The sequence below is a fragment of the Pseudochelatococcus lubricantis genome, from assembly GCF_042432495.1.
Classification (GTDB): domain Bacteria; phylum Pseudomonadota; class Alphaproteobacteria; order Rhizobiales; family Beijerinckiaceae; genus Pseudochelatococcus; species Pseudochelatococcus lubricantis.
Map to the genome: position 1 here is coordinate 286015 of NZ_JBHLXC010000006.1, position 22130 is coordinate 308144.

Genomic DNA, 22130 nt, shown 5'->3' on the forward strand with positions numbered 1-22130 from the left:
CGCTGCAGCGGTTTACGACCCCAGACGCCCGCACAGGGCTTGATAGAGGACCGGGATGACTTTTCGCTGAATGTCCATCCCGGTCGGTCCATTTGAGCAAGCACAATCCTTTCCGGAAAGCACCTTCCGGCATCTGCTCTAGCGCGGAGACGTTCCATGGAGTACAATATTCTTGATTTCGGCGCCAAAGGCGACGGCGTAACCGATGACAGCGCAGCCATTCAGGCGGCCATCGACGCGGCCCATGCCGCCGGCGGCGGCACGGTCATCATTCCCGCGGGCATCTACATCGTGAGCGGCGACCATTCCAACCCCTCCGCCGGCGCGGTGGAGGTGCGGTCGAACGTGAGCCTGGTCGGCGCGGGCATGGGCGAGACCGTGCTCAAGCTCGCGGACAATTTCAACGACCGCATCAACGGCATTCTGCGCACCCCGGTCAACGAGAGCGCGGAGAACATCCTGATCAAGGATCTGACCATTGACGGCAACCGCGCCAACAATCTGGGCCATCAGGCCGGCATCATCACCGGCGTGAAGACGAACGCCGATGGGCGCGTGCACCAGAATATCGTGATCGACAGCGTCGAGGCGATGAACTGCACCGCCTATGGCATCAATCCGCACGAGATTACCTACAATCTCATTGTCCGGAACTCGGTGTCGCACGGCAACCACCTCGACGGCTTCGTCGCCGACTATGTCGAGGGCGGCCTCTACGAGAACAACATCTCCTACGGCAACGACCGCCACGGCTTCAACGCCACCACCAGCTCCAACGATGTGCTGTTCCTGAACAACATCTCGTACGGCAACGGTCTCGGCGCGACGGGCGGCACCGGCATCGTCATCCAGCGCGGCGACGTCTTCGACGGCGCCCCCGACATCGTCTGGCCGACCAACATCACGATCCAGGGCGGGGAATACTACGGCAACTCCCGCGAAGGCGTCCTGATCAAGCTCTCCGACGACGTCACGGTGACCGGCGTCAACATTCACGACAACGCCCGCGCCGGCGTGCGCGTGGAAGGCTCGACCGATACGCTGATCGAGAACAACATCATCCACAACAACGGCGTCGAGACGCCCGGCGCCTACGACGCCATCAACATCCGCGTGCGCGACGACACCGAACCGGGCCATACCGGCAACATCTACCGGTCGACCAATACGCGGATCATCGACAACGTCATCACCTCGAACGGCGCCACCCGGTATGGCATCCGCGAGGAAATCTCGAACTCGACCATCGCCAGCCCGTCGCATACGTCGGTCTCCGGCAACACGATCACGAACATGACGGCCGGGGACTACTACATTCCCGCGACCAGTGCGACCGAAGGCGACGACTTCCTGCCGGGCACCTCGGGCGCCGACAGCTTCGCGGGACTCGGCGGCAACGACGTTTACGTCGTCAACCACTCGGGTGACGTGGTGACCGAGCTTCCCAACAAGGGCATCGACACGGTGATCTCGCACCTGGCGGGCGTGTATACGCTGACGGCGAATGTCGAGAACCTGATCATCGGTGCCGGCAGCTTCAACGGCAACGGCAACGACCTCGACAACACCATCACCGGCAACGACAGCGCCAACCTCCTGAAGGGGAACGGCGGCAACGACATCCTGGACGGCAAGGCCGGTGACGACACGCTGCAGGGCGGCGCGGGCAACGACACGCTGATCGGCGGCACCGGGGCAGACAGGATGGAAGGCGGCGCGGGCGACGACGTCTACGATGTCGACAACGCCGGGGACGTCGTCGTCGAGAAGACCGGCGAAGGCTACGACACGGTCTACTCATCCGTGAGCTACGTGCTGCCCACGCAGGTGGAAAAGCTCGTGCTGAAGGGCACGGCCAACCTCAACGCCACCGGCAACAGCGGCACCAACCATCTGGTCGGCAACACGGGCAACAACGTCCTCGACGGCGGTGCCGGCGCCGACACGCTGGAGGGGGGCGCCGGCAACGACACCTACGTCGTCGACCATTCCGGCGATGTGGTGATCGAAAACGCGAACAGCGGCATCGACACGGTGGTTTCCAACCGGAGCTACACGCTGGGCGCGCATGTCGAGAACCTGCTGCTGCAGGGCGGCGACATCGACGGCACCGGCAACGCCCTCGCGAACTTCATCGGCGGCGGCAGCGGCAAGAACATCCTGCGCGGCGGTGCCGGCGACGACATCCTCGACGGCGGCGCGGGCGTCGACCGGCTCTGGGGCGGCGAGGGCAACGACGTGTTCATCCTGCGCAAGGGCGAGATCGCGGGCGATATCATCGAGGACTTCGTCGGCAACGGCGTCGGGGTCGGCGACCGCATCGTGCTCTCCGGCTTCAGCAGCGGAGCGACGCTCACCAATGTCGGCGGCAATTCCTGGAAGGTGACGGACGGCGCGCACACGGAAGTCTTCAGCATCAAGACGCCTGCCGGCGAGGTGGCCTTTGACAAGAACTGCGACGCTGTTTTCGAGAACCTGCCCGCGCTGACCGCCGGCAACCTCTCCGATATCAGCGGCATTATCGCCTCCCTCGGCACCGCCCCGTCGACATTCGCCAGCGTGGCGGCGGCAACCGCCGTCGAGACGGAAACGAACACGGTGCAGCGCGACGGCGGCCTCATCGACGGGCCGGCACGCGGCAAGGCTACCGCGGCGGTATCCGGCTCGAACACTTCCGGCTCAAGCACTTGGGGACATGATACGGATCAGGAGAGCACGACGCTCGGCGTGCGGCCCCTGTCCGTCTTCGACGACTTCTTCCCCGGGTAAGGGCACGGATCCCGGCCGACCTGTCCGGCTGGTGCCGTCATGCGCCGGCCGGATGGCCCTGCGGCTGTTCCTGCGCCGGGGCGGCCGGTTGCGGGCCGGCATGTGCCGCGAAGTTCCGCAGGTCGTCCTCGACCAGCGTCTCCTTGTCCAGCAGCATGCGGGCGGAGCGTTCCAGCACGTCGCGCCGCCTGGTGAGCAGCGCGACCGCGCGCGCGAACATCTCGTCCACGATGCGGCGCACCTCCTCGTCGATGGAGGTCGCCGTCTCGTCGGAGTAGGTGCGCTCCGGCGGGCCATAGTAGGGCTGGTCGGTCGCCATCAGCGAGCGCCTGTCCTTCTCCAGGGCGACATGGCCGAGCTTTTCCGTCATGCCGTAGCGGGTCACGATGGCGCGGGCGATGTCCGTGACCTTGACGAGGTCGTCCGCCGCGCCGGTCGACAGGTGGTGGAAGATGATCCACTCGGCGGCGCGCCCGCCGAGCAGCACCGCCATCTTGTTCTCCAGCTCGTCGAGCGTCATCAGGAAGCGGTCTTCCGTGGGCCGCTGGATCGTGTAGCCCAGCGCGCCGACGCCGCGCGGTATGATCGAGACCTTGTGAACCGTGTCGGAGCCGGGCAGCGCCATGGCGACGAGCGCGTGGCCCATCTCGTGATAAGCGACGATCTCGCGCTCCTTCGGGTTCAGCAGGCGGTTGCGCTTCTCCAGCCCGGCGACGATGCGCTCGATGGCGTTGTTGAAGTCCTCCATCGTCACGGCGTCGGCCTTGCGGCGGGTGGCGAGCAGCGCTGCCTCGTTGACGAGGTTGGCGAGGTCCGCGCCGGTGAAGCCGGGCGTCAGGGCCGCGATCTGCTCGGGCGACACATCGGTGGCGAGCTTCGCCTTCTTCAGATGGACGTTGAGGATCTGGATGCGGCCGATCTTGTCCGGGCGGTCGACGAGCACCTGGCGGTCGAAACGACCGGCGCGCAGCAGCGCCGGGTCGAGGATTTCCGGCCGGTTGGTCGCCGCCAGCAGCACGAGCCCCGCAGAGGGGTCGAAGCCGTCGAGTTCGACCAGAAGCTGGTTCAGCGTCTGCTCCTTCTCGTCGTTGCCGCCCGACAGCGGGCCGATGCCGCGCGCGCGGCCGAGGGCGTCGAGTTCATCGATGAAGATGATAGCCGGCGCCCTCGCGCGCGCCTGCTCGAACAGGTCGCGCACGCGCGCCGCGCCCACGCCGACGAACATCTCGACGAATTCCGAACCGGAGATGGAAAAGAACGGCACGCCCGCCTCGCCGGCGACGGCACGCGCGAGCAGCGTCTTGCCGGTGCCGGGCGGGCCGACGAGCAGGATGCCTTTCGGCATGCGCCCGCCGAGCCGGCCATAGCCTTTCGGGTCCTTGAGGAAGTCGACGATCTCCTTGAGTTCGTCCTTGGCCTCGTCGACGCCCGCGACATCGGCGAAGGTGACGCCGGTGTTGGACTGGACGTAGATGCGCGCTTTCGACTTGCCGATCTGCATCAACCCGCCGCCGACATCGCCCGCCCCCATGCGCCGCAGCACGAACATCCACACGGCGACGAGCAGCAGGACGGGGACGATCCACGACAGGAGATCACGCAGGAAGGTGCTCTCGATCCGGCCCGTGACGACGACGCCGTGCGCCTGCAGCGCCTGCGCGAAATCGGGCTCGACGCGCGTCGTGACGAACATCGGCCGGCCGTCGACTGGCTCCTTGAACTGGCCCTGGATGAAGCGGTCCGAAACCGCGACCTCGGCTATCTTGCCCTCGGAGAGATAGGTCTCGAACTGGCTGTAGGGGATTTCGGCGACCTGCGTGGCCGTGGCGAAGAAATACTGGAACACCATCAGCCCGACGAAAGCCGCCAACCAGTACCAGAGGTGGAATTGCGTTTTCCCGTTCATCTGCATCGCCATAACGATTCCTCCCGGTCGCTTCCGATCATCGGCGGCGCGCGCCTCCCGTCAAGGACGGAAACGGGCGGCCCGGAACATTTTCGCGATACATTATTGCAAGATGTTGAAATGAATTGGTGGGCCAGGAGGGACTCGAACCCCCAACCAGACCGTTATGAGCGGTCGGCTCTAACCATTGAGCTACTGGCCCGCGCCGGGCGCCGTTCCCGGTGTTCCGATGGCGCGAGGCGAAGGATATCCGGAAACGGCGGCGCGCGCCGCCCCTTCGCCGGGTAATACGACAGGTTTTTGTCACAATGCCCGGACGAGCGCAAGGCTCAAGCGCGGGGCTGTTGACGAGCCTCGCGGAAACCGGGTGACCCCGGCGCCGGCTCTCTCGATTTTCCCGCGCCGCGCGAAGGGGCCGCCAATCGCGACTCCGCTTTGTTTGAATTTCATGTTAAGGGAGCATCCGCGTCACACTTTCCGGTGAAGAAAACGTCGTCGATGGCCGTCATTCGTGACGATGCCCAAGGGGCGGATTTCTTCTGCGAAGGAACGGCGCGGGCGCATCGACGGCGATGGGCCGTCCTTTGTTCTGGTTGCATTTTCAGGGATCGCCCGCTCTCATGTCCGCTGTTCCTCCCCGTCTCGCCCTTGCCGGAATAACGAAGCGGTTCGGCGCGGTGGTGGCGAACGACGACATTTCCTTCTCCGTCGCCCCCGGCGAGATACACGCGCTCGTGGGAGAGAACGGCGCGGGCAAGAGCACGCTGGTGAAGATCATCTACGGCCTGCTGCGGCCGGACGCCGGGGTGATTCGCTGGAACGGGGAAACCGTCGCCCCGACGGACCCGCACGCCGCGCGCCGCCTCGGCATCGGCATGGTGTTCCAGCATTTCTCGCTGTTCGATGCCTTCACGGTGGCGGAAAACATCGCGCTCGGCCTCGACGCCGCCGGAGACCGGCGCACGCTCGCGGCACGCATCGCCTCCGTATCCGCGAGCTACGGCCTGCCGCTCGAACCCGGCCGCGCGGTCGGCACGCTCTCGATGGGCGAGCGCCAGCGTGTCGAGATCGTGCGCTGCCTGCTGCAGAACCCGCGGCTGCTGGTGATGGACGAGCCGACGTCCGTCCTTACCCCGCAGGAGGCGGAGGTGCTGTTCGCCACCCTGCGTCGGCTCGCGGCGGAAGGCTGCTCCATTCTCTACATCAGCCACAAGCTGGACGAAATCCGCGCGCTCTGCCAGCGCGCCACCATCCTGCGCGCCGGGCGCGTGGTGGCGAACTGCAACCCCGCCGTCGAGACCGCCCGTTCCATGGCAGAGATGATGATCGGCAACGAGTTGCGCGTCACGAAACGCACGCCGTCCGACCGCACGCCGGAGAAGCCCGCGCGTCTGTCCGTCAACGGTCTTGACCGGCCGGCGGAACGGGCGTTCGGCGTGGCGTTGCGGGACATTCGCTTTTCCGTCGGGCCGGGCGAAATCTTTGGCATCGCCGGTGTGGCGGGCAACGGGCAGGGAGAGCTGATGGAGGCATTGTCCGGCGAGTGGCGGACGTCCGCCGCCGCCGCGATCGCCGTCGACGGTGCGCCGGTCGCCGACAGGGGGCCGCAGGCACGCCGCCTCGCCGGCCTTTATACCCTGCCGGAGGAGCGCAATGGCCATGCCGCGGTGCCGGGCATGAGCCTCTCCGCCAACACGCTGCTCTCGGCCCGCCATCATATGGGGCTCACGCGCGCGGGTGTTATCCGGCGCGATGCGGCGCGGCGGTTCGCGCAGCGGATCGTCTCCGCCTTCGACGTGCGCACCTTCGGTGTCGACGTGCCGGCATCCAGCCTGTCCGGCGGCAACCTGCAGAAGTTCGTGGTGGGGCGGGAGCTGCTGCAGAAGCCCGCCGTGCTCGTTGTGGCACAGCCCACCTGGGGCGTCGACGCCGGAGCCGCCGCAGCGATCCATATCGCGCTCGCCGACCTGGCGCGGGAAGGGGCCGCCATCGTGGTGATCTCGCAGGACCTCGACGAACTGCTGTCGCTGACCGACCGCATCGCCGTCATCAGCGGCGGGCGGCTGTCGCGCGCGCTGCAAACCGCGCAGGTGACGGTGGACGAGATCGGCCTGCTGATGGGCGGCGCGGAGGGAGAAACGCGCGATGCGGCTTGAACTCGTGCGCCGGCCCGACAGCCCGTGGTTCGGGATCGTGGCGCCGCTTCTGGCGGTGGCGCTCACGGTTGCCTCGGGCTTCGTGCTGTTTCTGGCGCTGGGGCTCGATCCCGTGGAGACGCTCTACCAGTTCATGCTCGCGCCGCTCACGACCTTCCAGAGCTTGACGGAACTCGGCGTGAAAGGCGCGCCGCTGGCACTGATCGCCACGGGGCTCGCCATCGGCTTCCGCGCCAATGTCTGGAACATCGGCGCGGAGGGGCAGCTCATCATCGGCGCCATCGCGGCGGGCGGTGTGGCGCTGGCGTTCTGGAACGAGGCTGGCTGGTGGATACTGCCGTTGATGCTGGCGGCCTCTGTCGCCGGCGGCATGGCATGGGCCGCAATCCCGGCCTTTCTCAAGACCCGCTTCGGCGTCAACGAAATCCTCACCAGCCTGATGCTGACCTACGTCGCCGCGCTGATCCTGCAGATGCTCGTCTTCGGGCCCTGGAAAGACCCGGACGGCTTCAACTACCCGCAGACGCGGCTGTTCTCGGAAGCGGCGCTGCTGCCCGTGCTGATCGAGGGCACGCGGCTGCATGCCGGGGCGCTCGTGGCGCTGCTGGCGGCGCTCGCGGCGTGGTTCGTGATGGCGCGGACGGTGACGGGCTTCGAGATCGCGGTCGTCGGCGACGCGCCGCAGGCGGCGCGCTTCGCGGGCTTCAGCACACGACGCACGGTGTGGCTGTCCTTCCTGGTGGGCGGCGGCGCCGCCGGCCTGGCCGGCGCGTTCGAGGCCGCCGGGCCCATAGGCCAGCTCGTGCCGGTGCTCACGCCCGGCTATGGCTTCACGGCCATCATCGTGGCCTTCCTCGGCCGCCTCAGCCCGCCCGGCATCGTCGCGGCGGCGGCGCTGATGGCCCTGACCTACATCGGCGGCGAGAACGCGCAGATCACCGCCGGCCTGCCGCAGGCGGCGACAGGCGTGTTCCAGGGCATGCTGCTGTTCTATCTGCTGGCGACCGACGGCCTGCTGCGCTTCCGCATCCGGCTCACCGGCGCGCGTTCCCCGCGGGCGGCGCAACCATGATCGACTTTCTCATCCCCGTCATGGCGGCGGCCATCAGCGCCGCGACGCCGCTGCTGCTCGCGGCGACCGGCGAACTCGTGGTGGAGCGCTCGGGCGTGCTCAATCTCGGCATCGAGGGCATGATGCTGATGGGGGCGATGGCCGGTTTCGCGGCGGCGCTGCTCACCGGCTCCCACCTCGCGGGCCTGCTGGCGGCGGCGCTGGCCGGGATGCTGATGGCGCTCGTCTTCGCCGTCCTCACGCTCTCGCTTTCCGCCAACCAGGTGGCTTCCGGGCTTGCGCTGACGATCTTCGGCATAGGCCTGTCGGCGCTGGTCGGCGCGCCTTACGTCGGCCAGCCGGTTCCGGCGCTGCCGAAGCTCGACATCACCGGCCTTTCGGACCTTCCCGTCGCCGGCCCGCTGCTGTTCAGGCATGACGGGCTCGTCTATTTCTCGGTCGCTGCCGTCGCCGCGACGTGGTGGTTCCTGAACCGCACCCATGCCGGGCTGAAGCTGCGGGCCGTGGGGGAGTCGGCGCAAGCCGCGCACGCGCTGGGCCACCCGGTCATCGCCATCCGCTACGCGGCGAGCCTCTTCGGCGGCGCCATGGCCGGGCTCGCGGGCGCCTTCCTGTCGCTGTCCTACACGCCGATGTGGATGGAGGGCATGACAGCCGGGCGCGGCTGGATCGCGCTGGCGCTCGTGGTGTTCTCGGCGTGGAGGCCGTGGCGCGCGCTCGTCGGCGCCTATCTGTTCGGCGGCGTCGGCATCGTGCAGCTCCACGCGCAAGGCGCGTGGGGGCTGCCCTCGGAAATGTTCTCGATGCTGCCGTATGTCGCCACCGTCCTCGTGCTTACCGTCATTTCGGCCCGGTCGCAGGCAGGCGGGACGGGCTCGCGCGCACCGGCGGACCTCGGCAAGCCGTTCCGCGCATCGCGCTGAGGCAGCGGTGCCGCGGGCGGCGCACAAATTGCGGTCACCGCACATTTTGCCGTTCAAAGCAGACGCGAAAACCTATATGCATCAGCGCGATCGGTTTACGCTTCCCGAAGGAAACCAGATGTCGGAAATCACCTCGCTCCCCCTTTCCCGGCGCTCGCTGATCGTCGGTGCCGGTGCAACGGCGGCCATGCTGGCCGGAACCCGGACGGGCCTCGCCGCCGATCCGCTCAAGGTCGGCTTCGTCTACGTCGGCCCCATCGGCGACCACGGCTACAGCTACTCGCACGATCTCGGCCGCAAGGCGGTCGAGGCGGAGTTCGGCGACCGCGTCAAGGTCACCTTCGTCGAGAACGTCAACGAAGGTCCGGATTCCGAGCGCGTCATCCGCCAGCTCGCGACGGCGGGCAACGGCCTGATCTTCTCGACCTCCTTCGGCTTCATGCAGCCGACGATCCGCGTGGCGCGCCAGTTCCCCAAGGTCGTGTTCGAGCACGCCACCGGCTACATGCGCGCCGACAACGTCGGCATCTACAACGGCCGCTTCTATGAGGGGCGGGCGGTGCTCGGCACCATCGCCGGGCTCGTGTCGAAGACCGGCTCGGTCGGCTATGTCGCGTCATTTCCGATTCCGGAAGTGATCATGGGCATCAACGCCTTCCTGCTCGCCGCGCGCAAGGTGCGGCCGGATCTCACCGTGAAGGTGATCTGGCTGAACTCGTGGTATGACCCCGGCAAGGAAGCCGATGCCGCCAAGGCGCTGATCGACGGCGGCGCCGACGTCATCGCCCAGCATGTCGACAGCCCCGCCGCCATGCAGGTGGCCGAGGCACGTGGCGCCTACGCCTTCGGGCAGGCGAGCGACATGTCGCGCTTCGCGCCGCGCGCGCACCTCACCGCCATTGTCTACGACTGGGCGCCCTACTACAAGGAGCGCGTCAAGCTGGTGCTGGACGGGGCGTGGAAGTCGGACGACACTTGGTGGGGCCTCAAGGAAGGGCTGATCAGGATGGCGCCCTACAACCCCTCCCTGCCGGAAGAAATCCGCAAGCAGGCCGATGCCGTCCGCGACGCGATCGCCGCCGGGACGCTACAGCCCTTCGCCGGCCCGGTGAAGGACCAGAAGGGTGCGGTGCGGATCGCCGCGGGCGAAACCATCAGCGACGCCGACCTGCTGAAGATGGACTGGCTCGTCGAGGGCGTGCAGAGCTGATACGGCGCTCCGCCGGAACTCCGGAAACGGCGGGCGGGCCTACACGGACCCTGCGTCCACGGCCCGCCAGCGCGTCAGCAGCGCGCGCAGCACGGCCGGCTTCAGCGGCTTGTGCAGCACGTGAACGCCGGCCGCCTCGGCGCGCTGCCGCACGGTCGGGGACCTGTCCGCCGTCAGCAGGATGGCGGGCACCGGTCGGCGCAGCCGCTCCCGCAGCGCCGCGATGGCGGCAAGTCCGTCGCCCTGATCGAGGTGGTAATCGGCGATCAGCACATCCGGCGGCCGCGTGCAGCGCGCCAGCCGGTCGAGCGCCGTACCGACGCCGTCGGCCGTCACGATCGTGCAGCCCCAGCCGGTGAGCAGCTGGCGCATGCCGTCAATGATGGTGGGCTCGTTGTCGATGGCGAACACCGCGAGGTCCTCCAGGCCGGTCACCGGCGCGACGGGTAGTTGCGGCGCCGGCGTCTCCGGCGCGACGGGCTCCGTCAGCGGCACCGTCACCATGAATACCGTGCCCTTGCCCGGCTCCGAGCACAGCGACACCGGATGGGCGAGCACGCGGCTGATGCGCTCGACGATGGACAGGCCGAGCCCCAGCCCCCGCGCGATCTTCGCTCCCTGCTGTAGCCGCTGGAACTCACGGAACACCAGGTGCTGCTGGCTGGCCGGAATGCCGAGGCCAGTGTCCCAGACCTCGATGCGCAGACTGCTGCCGCGCCGGCGCGCGCCTATCAGCACACGGCCGGAGGGCGTGTACTTGATTGCATTCGAGACGAAATTCTGCAGCATGCGCCTCAACAGCCGCCGGTCGGAGCGCACCGTGAGTGCCGGCGCGACGACCCGCAGCCCCACGTGCTTCTCCTGCGCGGCCATGCCGAATTCGCGCTGCAACTGGCGCAGGAGACTGTCGATGCGCAGGCTCGACAGTTCCGGCTGCATGACGCCGCTGTCGAGGCGCGAGATGTCGAGCAGCGCGGTGAGGATTTCCTCGACGGCATCGAGCGACGCCTCGACATTCTCGGCAAGCGCCGCATTGTCCGCCTTGCGGTCACGCTCCACCAGCGATGTGGCGTAAAGGCGGGCGGCGTTCAGCGGCTGCAGGATATCGTGGCTGGCGGCGGCCAGAAAGCGCGTCTTGGAGGCGTTCGCCTCCTCCGCCTCGGCCTTGGCGCGGGTGAGGGCGACGTTGAGCTGCGTCAGTTCCTCGGTCCGTTCGCGCACGCGCTGCTCCAGCGCCTCCTCCTCGGCGGCCGCTTCGGTGATATCGGTATAGGTCGTGACCACGCCGCCGTCCGGCAGGTGGTTGGAGCGCACCTCGATGACGCGGTTCGCCGGGTAGAGACGCAGGCGCGCCGGCTCCACCTCGCTGATGAGGCTCGCGAGACGCACGGCGACCAGATCCTCCGTGTCGCCCGGCCCGTAGGACCCGCGCTCGGCATTATAGCGGACGATCTCATCGATGCCGACACCGAAGCGCACGAGGTGGGGCGGCAGGTCGTACAGGTCCCGGAAGGCGCGGTTCCAGCCGATGAGCCGCAGGTCTCGATCGAGGATCGTGATGCCTTGCCGCGCGTGGTCGAGGCCGTGCTGGAGAATGTCGCGGTTGTACTGGATGGCGGCGGAGGCGTCGTCGAGCAGGCGCAGCGCATCGTGCGTGGAGAGGTTGCGCCCGCGCAGCAGCAGCGACAGCACCAGCCGCGAGCTTGACGCGCCTATGGCGGAGGCGAGCAGGTGCTCGGCGTAACGCAGGAGATGGATGTCCGCCTCGCCGGACGTCGGCCCGCCGCGATGGGCCGTGAAGCTCTCGAAGGCGCGCTCCGTGCGCTCGTTGCCGAGATAGCGGGCTACGACGCCCTTCAGGTCCTCCACGGAAACCGGAGAACGGCGCAGCCAGAACGTCTGCACCACGGCGAGAGGCGCGCCGTCCGAACCGACAAAGACGTTCGCCTGCAGGCGTTCCAGCGCCGTTTCCGGCCGCAGCAGCGAGAACACGACGTAGGCCGCGAGATTGACCGACAGGCTCCACAACACGCCATGCGTCAGCTCCGGCAGATCGGTGCCGAACAGCGCCGTCGGCCGCAGGGCCTCGATGGCAAAGGGTCCCTGCGCTACGAAGGACGCCCAGTCGCCGCCCCCGCTGCCGGCGAGGCTCGGCAGCAGCAGCGTATAGGCCCATGCCAGGAAACCCGCGACGAGCCCGGCGCTCGCGCCGAGCGCCGTGCCGCGCCGCCAGACGAAGCCGCCGACAAAGGCGGGGCCGAGCTGCGCGATGGCCGCGAACGACAGAAAGCCGATGGAGGCCAGCGCCGCTTCGCCCGATACCCGATAGTAGACATACGCGAGCAGGATTACCGTGACGATGGAGCCGCGCCGCACCAGCAGCACGAAGCCGCTGAGGTCGCCCGTGTTGTGGGTGTTGGCGCGCGCGCGCCGCCGCAGGATGAAGGGGATGACGAGATCGTTCGAGATCATGATGGCGAGCGCCACCGAATCGACGATCACCATGGCGGTTGCCGCCGACAGCCCGCCGATGAAGGCGATCAGCGCCATCGTGTGCGCTCCCGCCGACAGCGGCAGCGCCAGCACCGTCATGTCGGGATCGATGGCGCCCTCCGGGAACGCCGCCTGCCCGGCAAGCGCCAACGGCAGCACGAAGACATTGATGGCGATGAGGTAGAGCGGAAACATCCACGCCGCGCGGCGCACATCCGAGATATCGCGGTTCTCGACGATGATCATGTGGAACTGGCGCGGCAGCAGCATCGCCATGCCGAGCGACAGCAGCGTGAGCGTCAGGTAGGTCACGACATCCGACGTCTTCTCCTGGATGTCGCCGCCCGGATGCGTGACCGCCGCCCGCATGAGGATGTCGCCGACGCCGTCGAACATGACATAGGTCACGAAGATGCCGACGGCCAGAAAGGCAACCAGCTTGACGAGCGATTCCAGCGCGATGGCGAGCACGAGCCCGTCCTGGTGCTCGGTCGCGTCGACATGGCGGGTGCCGAACGCCACCGCGAATGCCGCCAGCACGGCCGCGACCACGAAGGCGAGATCGATGCCGAGCGCCGCCGGCGGGATGAAGGTGATGTCCGGCGCAGCCTCGAAGAACACTGTCAGCGAGGACGACACCGCCTTGAGCTGCAGGGCGATGTAGGGGATGACGCCGATTGCCGCGATCATCGTCACCAGCACGGCGACGCGGTCGTTTTTGCCGTAGCGGGCAGCGAGGAAGTCGGCGATGGAGGTGATGTTCTGCGCCTTGGCGAGTTCCACCACGCGCGTGATGAAGCGGAACCCGAGCCCCAGCAGCAGCACGGGGCCGATGTAGACGGTGAGGAAGTCCAGCCCCGAACGGCCCGCAAGCCCGACCGAACCGAAGAAGGTCCACGACGTGCAGTAGACGGCGAGCGTCAGCGCATAGATGCTCGCGCGCGCGCTGCCGCCCATCATGCGCTTGCCGAAGGTGTCGCCCATGTGGGCGACCGCGAACAGGCCGCACAGATAGACGAGCGCCACCAGAACGACGAGCCACCCTGCCATCGTCTTCCTCCCCCGCCGTCAGATTAGGAGGTTTGCGCGGCGGAGGAAACAGGCGCGCTCAGTCATCCATCTTCAGGGCGGCGATGAAGGCCTCCTGCGGAATCTCCACCTTGCCGAACTGGCGCATGCGCTTCTTGCCTTCCTTCTGCTTGTCGAGCAGCTTGCGCTTGCGCGAGACGTCGCCGCCATAGCACTTGGCGGTCACGTCCTTGCGCAGGGCGCGGATGGTCTCGCGCGCAATGACCTTGCCGCCGATCGCGGCCTGCACAGGAATCTGGAACATGTGCGGCGGGATGAGTTCCTTCAGCTTCTCGCACATGGCTCGCCCGCGCGCCTCCGCCCGCGTGCGGTGCACCAGCATGGAGAGCGCGTCGACCGGCTCCGCGTTGACGAGGATCGACATCCTCACGAGATCGCCGGTGCGATACTCGGTGATCTGGTAGTCGAAGGAAGCATAGCCCTTGGAGACGGACTTCAGGCGGTCGTAGAAATCGAATACCACTTCGTTGAGCGGCAGGTCGTAGACCACCATGGCGCGCTTGCCGACGTAGTTGAGATCGACCTGCTCGCCGCGCCTGTCCTGACACAGCTTGATGATCGCGCCGAGATACTCGTCGGGCGTGAGAATGGTCGCCCGGATCCACGGCTCCGCGATTTCCTCGATCTTCATCACGTCCGGCATGTCGGCCGGATTGTGCAGGTCCATGTTCGTGCCGTCGCGCAGCTTCAGCTGGTACACGACCGAGGGCGCGGTGGAGATCAGGTCGAGGTTGAACTCGCGCTCCAGCCGCTCCTGAATGATTTCGAGGTGCAGCAGGCCGAGGAAGCCGCAGCGGAAGCCGAAGCCGAGCGCGGCGGAGGTTTCCATCTCGAAGGAGAAGCTGGCGTCGTTGAGGCGCAGCTTGCCCATCGCCGCGCGCAGGTCCTCGAAGTCGGCCGCGTCCACGGGGAACAGGCCGCAGAACACCACCGGCTGCACGGGTTTGAAGCCGGGCAGGGGCTCGGCACAGGGGCGCCTGTCCTCGGTGATGGTGTCGCCGACGGCGGTATCCGCCACTTCCTTGATCGAGGCTGTGAGATAGCCGACCTCGCCGGGGCCGAGCACCTCGACCGGCGTCATCTTGGGCCGGAACACGCCGACGCGCTCCACCTGATAGGTAGCGCCGGTGCCCATCATGCGGATGGTCTGGTGTTTCTTCATGACGCCGTCGACGATGCGCACCAGCACGACGACGCCCAGATACGCATCGTACCAGCTATCCACCAGCAGCGCCTTGAGCGGGGCCGTCTCGTCACCCTTCGGCGGCGGCAGGCGGGTGACGATGGCCTCCAGAACGCCCTCGATGTTGAGGCCTGTCTTGGCCGAAATCTCCACGGCGTCGGAGGCGTCGATGCCGATCACTTCCTCGATCTGCTCCTTGACGCGCTCGGGCTCGGCGGCGGGCAGGTCGATCTTGTTGAGAACGGGCACGATCTCGTGGTTGGCGTCGAGCGCCTGATAGACGTTGGCGAGCGTCTGTGCCTCCACGCCCTGCGAGGCGTCCACGACCAGCAGCGAGCCCTCGCAGGCGGCGAGCGAACGCGACACCTCGTAGGCGAAGTCGACGTGGCCGGGCGTGTCCATCAGGTTGAGGACATAGGTCTTGCCGTCCTTCGCATTGTATTCGAGACGAACCGTCTGCGCCTTGATGGTGATGCCGCGCTCACGCTCGATGTCCATGCTGTCGAGCACCTGCTCGACCATCTCGCGCTCGGACACAGCGCCGGTCGTCTGGATGAGACGGTCGGCGAGCGTCGACTTGCCATGATCGATGTGGGCGACGATCGAGAAATTGCGGATGTTGTCAAAGCTGTGCGCAGTCATGGCAACGCCATATCAGCCCGCGCGCCCGCCGCCAAGTGGGGGCAGCGCGCCTATCACGGAATTATTGGGCGTCACGCCTGCGGGCGCAAGCCCGAAGCGAGGTTCGCGCGCTGGCGATCGCATGTACGGATATCCGGAGAGCACGGGCCGGCGTCACCGGCTTCATCACCGGAAAAATATCCGCTGAGGCGGAAAGCTCGTTCCGCACCTTGACTTGATACGATCGCGGACTAGTTTGTCGCATCTCCAGATCGCCTCGCAAGTGCCGGGGCCAGTTCGGCAAAGATCGCGATGACCACGCCCGATATAAAAGACCCCCTGCATCCCACACGTTCCTTTCAGGGGCTGATTCTCACGCTGCAGCGCTTCTGGGCGGCGGAGGGTTGCGTGATTCTTCAGCCTTACGACATGGAGGTGGGCGCGGGTACCTCGCATCCGGGCACCATGCTGCGCTCGCTGGGGCCGAGGCCGTGGAAGGCGGCCTACGTGCAGCCCTCGCGCCGGCCCAAGGACGGGCGCTATGGCGAAAACCCCAACCGGCTTCAGCATTACTATCAGTTCCAGGTCATCCTGAAGCCCAATCCGCCGGACCTGCAGGAACTCTACCTGCGTTCTCTCGAAGCCATCGGCATCGATATGCGCGTGCACGACGTGCGCTTCGTCGAGGACGACTGGGAGAACCCGACTCTCGGCGCGTGGGGGCTCGGTTGGGAATGCTGGTGCGACGGGATGGAAGTGAGCCAGTTCACCTACTTCCAGCAGGTCGCCGGCATCGAATGCATGCCGGTGTCGGGCGAACTGACCTACGGGCTGGAACGCCTCGCGTGCTACCTGCAGAACGTCGAGAGCATCATGGACCTCAACTTCAACGGCCGCGAAGGCGACGAGAAGGTGATGTACCGTCAGGTCTTCCTGCAGGCCGAGCAGGAGTTCTCGCGCTACAACTTCGAATACGCGAACACGGAGGCGCTTTTCCGCCGCTTCCGCGAGGCGGAGGAGGAGTGCCGGGCGCTGCTGGAAAAGGGCGCCTCGGCGGACGGGCGCCATCTCATGGTGCTGCCCGCCTACGACCAGTGCCTGAAGGCCGGCCATGCCTTCAACCTGCTCGATGCACGCGGCGTCATTTCGGTGACGGAGCGCCAGAGCTACATCCTGCGCGTGCGCGAACTCGCCAAGGCGTGCGGCGCGGCGTGGCTGCTGACGGAGGGCGGCGGCGCCGCATGACGCCCGCCCACGACCTCCGCATTCGACCCGACACGAGAAAAGCCACGACCGATGCCAGACCTGCTTCTTGAACTTCACTCCGAGGAAATCCCCGCCCGCATGCAACGCAAGGCGGCCGATGACCTGAAAAAGCTCGTCACCGACGCCCTCGTGGAGCAGGGCCTCGTCTATGAGGGCGCGCAGGCGCACGTCACGCCGCGCCGCCTCGCGCTGCAGGTCATCGGCTTGCCCGTGCGCCAGCCGGACCAGAACGAGGAGCGCAAGGGACCGCGCGTCGGCGCGCCGGAGGCGGCGGTGCAGGGCTTCCTGAAGAGCGCCGGCCTCAACTCCATCGACGAGGCGGACATCGTCGCCGACCCGAAGAAGGGCGAATTCTACGTCGCCCGCATCCACCGCGAGGGGCGGGAGACGGCGGCGGTGCTGGCTGAGATCATCCCGGCCGTGGTGCGCGCGTTCCCGTGGCCGAAGTCCATGCGCTGGGGCGAGGCCTCGCGTGAGCCCGGCAGCCTGCGCTGGGTGCGCCCGCTTCAGTCCATCCTGTGCACCTTCGGGCCGGAGACTGAGATTCCCGACGTAGTGCCCTTCGATATCGACGGCCTGCGCGCCTCCGACGTGACGCGCGGCCACCGGTTCCTGTCGCGGGGGCCGATCCTGGTGCGGCGGTTCGACGACTACATCGCCGCGCTGGAAAAAGCGCATGTCGTGCTCGATCTCGACGAGCGCAAGCGCCGCATCCTGGCGGACGCCAACACGCTCGCCTTCGCGCAGGGATATGACATCATCCCCGACGAAGGGCTGCTCGAAGAAGTCGCCGGCCTCGTGGAATGGCCTGTGGTGCTGATCGGCCGTTTCGACGAGGCTTATCTCGCGGTGCCTCCTGAGGTGATCCGCGCCACGATCCGCGCGAACCAGAAATGCTTCGTTCTTAAAGAGGCTTCGACGGGAAAGCTCGCAAACCGCTTCATTCTGGTGGCGAACATCGAGGCGTCGGACGGCGGCGCGGCCATCGTGGCGGGCAACGAGCGCGTCGTGCGGGCGCGCCTTTCCGACGCCCGCTTCTTCTGGGACACCGACCAGAAGCCTCTGCCGGAATTCGTCGGCAGCGCGCTGAAGCCGCTAGACCAGCGGCTGGAGCGGCTGAAGGCGCTCAACATCGTCTTTCATGAGAAGCTCGGCACGCAGGCCGCGCGCATCGGGCGCATAGCGAAGCTCGCCGGCCTCATCGCCCCCCTCGTCGGCGCGGACGCCGGCAAGGTGGAGCGGGCAGCCGGGCTCGCCAAGGCGGATCTCGTCACCGAAATGGTCGGCGAGTTCCCGGAGCTGCAGGGATTGATGGGCCGTTACTATGCGGCCGCGCAGGGCGAGGACGAGGCGGTGGCGACCGCCGTCGAGGAGCACTACAAGCCGCAGGGCCCGTCCGACACGACGCCCTCGGGACCGGTATCGGTGGCGCTGGCGCTCGCCGACAAGCTCGATACGCTCGCGGGCTTCTGGGCCATCGACGAGAAGCCCACCGGCTCGAAGGACCCGTTCGCGCTGCGGCGCGCGGCGCTGGGCGTGATTCGGCTCGTGCTGGACAACAACCTTCGCCTGCCGCTGTCGCGGCTGCTCGACGCCGCCTTCGACGCGCTGCCGGTGAAGGCGGACAAGGCGGCGCTCATCGCCGATCTGCTGTCGTTCTTCGCCGACAGGCTCACCGTCTACCTGCGCGACAAGGGCGCCCGGCATGACCTGATCGCGGCGGTGTTCGCGCTGGCGGGACAGGACGACCTCGTGCTCATCGTGCGCCGCGTCGAGGCGCTGGGGCGTTTTCTGGACACCGAGGACGGCGCCAACCTGCTCGCGGGATACCGGCGCGCGGCGAACATCCTGCGCATCGAGGAAAAGAAGGACGGCCGCACCTACGAGGGCGGCGCGGATGTCGCGCTGATCCTCGACAGGGGGCAGGAGGAAGAGCGGACACTGGTCGAGGCGCTGCGCCTGGCGCGGGAGGAAGCGCACGCTGCGGTCAAACGCGAGGACTTCGAGGCGGCCATGCGTTCGCTCGCCGAGCTGCGCCCCGCCGTCGACGCCTTCTTCGATGCGGTGACAGTCAACGCCGAGGACAGCGAGCTGCGCACGAATCGCCTCAAGCTGCTCGACGCGCTGCGCGCCGCGACGCACACGGTGGCGGACTTCGGTGTGATCGGCGGATGAGTCAGCGCGCGATTTTGCCGGGGGTATGTTCGACACGTTTCGGACAATATAATTTCGTGCGGAACAAGCTTTGTATCGTCATTTGGTCATATTCTGTCCGATGTCGCATTGCATTTTTCGTTTGAATGCGCCAAGCCTCGCGAGCCCGTTTCCGGTTTCGCGGATGCGGGAGCGCTTTCTGGCGGGCTGAAACGCCCCCGATGAACCGGCCGCCACTGGCGGACGGCGGTTCGTTGGGCGCGGGCGGCCCGTCAGGCCAGGGGAGCGGCCGGATGATCCGGACAGGACGACGATCCTGGCCGGCACGGCTGTTCAGTTCGAAGCGGGATGGAGCCTCGCGGCGCCGGCAGCGGCGCCCGTCATGCTCTGTTCTTTATGTTGAAGCATATCACCTTCCGGGGATGCGCCGCGTCGGCGGGAGCAATCCGGGATCATGCTCTAAAAGGCGAACGCCAAATGACGAAATGGGTCTACACATTCGGTGACGGTCAGGCTGAAGGCGCCTCCAACATGCGCAACCTGCTTGGCGGCAAGGGCGCTAACCTTGCCGAGATGGCGAATCTGGGTCTGCCTGTTCCCCCCGGTTTTACCATCACGACGGATGTATGCACCTACTATTACGAGAACGGCCAAAGCTATCCGCCGGACCTTGAGCAGGCCGTCGAGAGCGCGCTGGCCCGGATCTCGCGCCAGACCGGCAAGGTGTTCGGCGATCCCGCCAATCCGCAGCTCGTGTCCGTGCGCTCGGGCGCCCGCGCCTCAATGCCCGGCATGATGGACACAGTCCTCAACCTCGGCCTCAACGACGAGACGGTCGTCGCCGTGGCGACGGCTGCCGGGGATGAGCGCTTCGCATGGGACAGCTACCGCCGCTTCATCAATATGTACGGCAACGTCGTGCTGAATGTCGGCCACCACCATTTCGAGGAAGTGCTCGAAGTCTACAAGGAGCGCAAGGGCGTCGAACTCGACACGGAGCTTGACGCCGCCGACTGGCAGCAGCTCGTCGGCCAGTACAAGCAGATCGTCGAGCGCGAGACCGGCAAGCCTTTCCCGCAGGACCCGAAGGAGCAGCTCTGGGGCGCCATCGGCGCCGTGTTCGGCTCGTGGATGAACGCGCGCGCCATCAAGTACCGCGAGTTGCACGACATTCCCGCGAGCTGGGGCACCGCCGTCAACGTGCAGGCGATGGTGTTCGGCAACCGCGGCGAGACGTCCGCGACCGGCGTCGCGTTCACGCGCAATCCCTCCACGGGCGAGAAGGAACTCTACGGCGAGTTCCTCATAAACGCACAGGGCGAGGATGTCGTCGCCGGCATCCGCACGCCGCAGGACATCACCGAGCAGGCGCGCATCGCCTCCGCCTCAACGCGGCCCTCGCTGGAAACCGCGCTGCCGGAAGCCTATGCCGAGCTGGTTCGCATCTACAAGCTGCTCGAAAGCCATTACCGCGACATGCAGGACCTCGAATTCACCATCGAGTCCGGCAAGCTGTGGATGCTGCAGACCCGCAATGGCAAGCGCACGGCCAAGGCCGCGCTGAAGATCGCCGTCGATCTCGCCGGCGAAGGCCTGATCACGCAGGAAGAGGCGGTTGCGCGCGTCGAGCCCGCCGCGCTCGACCAGCTCCTGCATCCCACCATCGATCCCAAGGCCGACCGCAAGGTGCTGGCTACCGGCCTGCCGGCCTCGCCGGGCGCGGCGTCGGGCGCGATCGTGTTCACGTCCGAGGCGGCTGAGGAGGCGAAGAAGGCCGGTCGCAAGGTCATCCTGGTGCGCGTCGAGACGTCGCCGGAAGACATCCACGGCATGCATGCCTCCGAAGGCATCCTCACGACACGCGGCGGCATGACCTCCCATGCGGCGGTCGTGGCGCGCGGCATGGGCAAGCCCTGCGTGTCCGGCGCGGGCTCCGTGCGCGTCGACTATGCGGCGGGCACGCTGTCCTCCGGCGGCGTCACGCTGCGGGCCGGCGACATTCTCACCATCGACGGCGGCACGGGCCAGATCATCGCCGGCGAGGTCAAGATGCTCGAACCCGAGCTGTCCGGCGAGTTCGCCACGCTGATGGGGTGGGCCGATTCCGTGCGCCGCATGAAGGTGCGCGCCAACGCCGAGACGCCGCACGACGTGCGCACCGCGCGCAACTTCGGTGCCGAGGGCATCGGCCTCTGCCGCACCGAGCATATGTTCTTCGACGCCCGGCGCATCATCGCCGTGCGCGAGATGATCCTCGCCGACGACGAGGCCGGCCGGCGGGCGGCGCTGGCGAAGTTGCTGCCCTACCAGCGGCAGGACTTCGTCGAGCTGTTCACCATCATGCAGGGGCTGCCGGTGACCATCCGCCTGCTCGACCCGCCACTGCACGAGTTCCTGCCGCACACCGACGCGGAGATTGCCGAGGTCGCGGAATCGCTCGGCGTGCCCGCGGACAAGCTGAAGGGCCGCGCGCAGGCGTTGCACGAGTTCAACCCGATGCTCGGCTTCCGCGGCGTGCGCCTCGCGATCCTTTATCCGGAAATCGCCGAGATGCAGGCGCGCGCTATCTTCGAGGCCGCCTCCCAGGTCTCGAAGGAGACGGGCGAGACGGTGAAGCCGGAAGTCATGGTGCCGCTCGTCATGACAAAGGCCGAACTCGACCTCACCAAGGTGCGCATCGATACGATCGCGAAGGCGGTGGCGGAAGAAACGGGCGTGACGCTCGACTATCAGGTCGGCACCATGATCGAGCTGCCGCGCGCCGCCCTGAAGGCCGACGACATCGCGCAGACGGCGGAGTTCTTCTCCTTCGGCACCAACGACCTGACGCAGACGACGCTCGGCATCAGCCGTGACGACGCGGCGATCTTCCTCGGCGACTATACCGCCAAGGGCATCCTGCCGTCGGACCCGTTCGTGACCATCGACCGCGAGGGCGTGGGCGCGCTGGTGGCGCATGCAGTGGCGAAGGGCAGGGCGACCCGGCCGAACATCAAGCTCGGCATCTGCGGTGAACATGGCGGCGATCCGGCCTCCATCGCCTTCTGCGAGGAAACCGGCATCGATTACGTGTCGTGCTCGCCCTACCGCGTGCCGATCGCGCGTCTCGCCGCCGCGCAGGCCGCGCTGAAGGTGAGGGCGGAAAGCCAGGCGTGACCGCCGCCTGATCCGCCCCGGACTGGTACTCAGACGACAGGCGCCTCCGCCCGGCAAACGGCGGGGGCGCCTGTTGCTCTTCCGGTGGCCGCCTTTAACCAAGCCTCAACCTTGACAAGCGATAACCATAAC

11 protein-coding genes and 1 tRNA gene are annotated in these 22130 nt (G+C 67.2%); 8 read left to right on the forward strand and 4 right to left on the reverse strand.

What is annotated here, in order from left to right:
• Positions 1 to 156: 156 nt before the first annotated feature.
• Positions 157 to 2769, forward strand: a complete 2613-nt coding sequence (locus tag ACFFJ7_RS12110; RefSeq protein WP_377592609.1) for a glycosyl hydrolase family 28-related protein — start codon at positions 157 to 159, stop codon at positions 2767 to 2769.
• A 37-nt stretch (positions 2770 to 2806) separates the two neighbouring features.
• On the opposite strand, the gene ftsH is transcribed toward ACFFJ7_RS12110, so the two are convergent.
• Both ftsH and ACFFJ7_RS12120 read right to left on the reverse strand, forming a co-directional pair.
• Positions 2807 to 4681 carry an ATP-dependent zinc metalloprotease FtsH gene (gene ftsH / locus ACFFJ7_RS12115; RefSeq protein WP_377593023.1) on the reverse strand — a complete coding sequence of 625 codons (1875 nt, stop codon included), beginning with the start codon at positions 4679 to 4681 and terminating at the stop codon, positions 2807 to 2809.
• A gap of 120 nt (positions 4682 to 4801) precedes the next feature.
• Positions 4802 to 4877: transfer RNA gene (locus ACFFJ7_RS12120), tRNA-Ile, on the reverse strand.
• 418 nt (positions 4878 to 5295) lie between these two features.
• Here ACFFJ7_RS12120 and ACFFJ7_RS12125 point away from each other — a divergent pair.
• The 4 genes from ACFFJ7_RS12125 (at position 5296) to ACFFJ7_RS12140 (ending at position 10036) form a co-directional block, all read left to right on the forward strand.
• Positions 5296 to 6831: an ABC transporter ATP-binding protein gene (locus ACFFJ7_RS12125; RefSeq protein WP_377592611.1), complete on the forward strand. Its 1536-nt coding sequence runs from the start codon at positions 5296 to 5298 to the stop codon at positions 6829 to 6831.
• Complete coding sequence (locus tag ACFFJ7_RS12130; protein ID WP_377592613.1) at positions 6821 to 7903, forward strand: ABC transporter permease; 1083 nt, start codon at positions 6821 to 6823, stop codon at positions 7901 to 7903. Before ACFFJ7_RS12125 ends, ACFFJ7_RS12130 begins: the two co-directional genes overlap by 11 nt.
• Positions 7903 to 8826 (forward strand): ABC transporter permease, encoded by a 924-nt coding sequence (locus ACFFJ7_RS12135; RefSeq protein WP_377593024.1) that lies wholly within the window; start codon positions 7903 to 7905, stop codon positions 8824 to 8826. The genes ACFFJ7_RS12130 and ACFFJ7_RS12135 overlap by 1 nt, the downstream gene beginning before the upstream one ends.
• Positions 8827 to 8944: 118 nt before the next feature.
• The gene (locus ACFFJ7_RS12140; protein WP_246225192.1) at positions 8945 to 10036 is read left to right on the forward strand and encodes a BMP family ABC transporter substrate-binding protein; all 1092 of its coding nucleotides are present in this window, start codon (positions 8945 to 8947) and stop codon (positions 10034 to 10036) included.
• A 39-nt stretch (positions 10037 to 10075) separates the two neighbouring features.
• On the opposite strand, the gene ACFFJ7_RS12145 is transcribed toward ACFFJ7_RS12140, so the two are convergent.
• Positions 10076 to 13579, reverse strand: a complete 3504-nt coding sequence (locus tag ACFFJ7_RS12145; RefSeq protein ID WP_377592616.1) for a PAS domain-containing hybrid sensor histidine kinase/response regulator — start codon at positions 13577 to 13579, stop codon at positions 10076 to 10078.
• A gap of 58 nt (positions 13580 to 13637) precedes the next feature.
• Positions 13638 to 15443: a translation elongation factor 4 gene (gene lepA, locus ACFFJ7_RS12150; protein ID WP_166950860.1), complete on the reverse strand. Its 1806-nt coding sequence runs from the start codon at positions 15441 to 15443 to the stop codon at positions 13638 to 13640.
• Between the two features lie 291 nt (positions 15444 to 15734).
• On the opposite strand from lepA, the gene ACFFJ7_RS12155 reads away from it, so the two are divergent.
• The 3 genes from ACFFJ7_RS12155 (at position 15735) to ppdK (ending at position 21998) form a co-directional block, all read left to right on the forward strand.
• A complete protein-coding gene (locus ACFFJ7_RS12155; RefSeq protein WP_166950857.1) occupies positions 15735 to 16667 on the forward strand; it encodes a glycine--tRNA ligase subunit alpha in 933 nt (310 codons plus the stop codon).
• Between the two features lie 51 nt (positions 16668 to 16718).
• Positions 16719 to 18863 (forward strand): glycine--tRNA ligase subunit beta, encoded by a 2145-nt coding sequence (glyS, locus tag ACFFJ7_RS12160; protein WP_377592619.1) that lies wholly within the window; start codon positions 16719 to 16721, stop codon positions 18861 to 18863.
• Positions 18864 to 19319: 456 nt separating this feature from the next.
• On the forward strand, positions 19320 to 21998 hold the full coding sequence (gene ppdK / locus ACFFJ7_RS12165; protein WP_377592621.1) for a pyruvate, phosphate dikinase: 2679 nt from the start codon (positions 19320 to 19322) through the stop codon (positions 21996 to 21998).
• Positions 21999 to 22130: the final 132 nt, after the last annotated feature.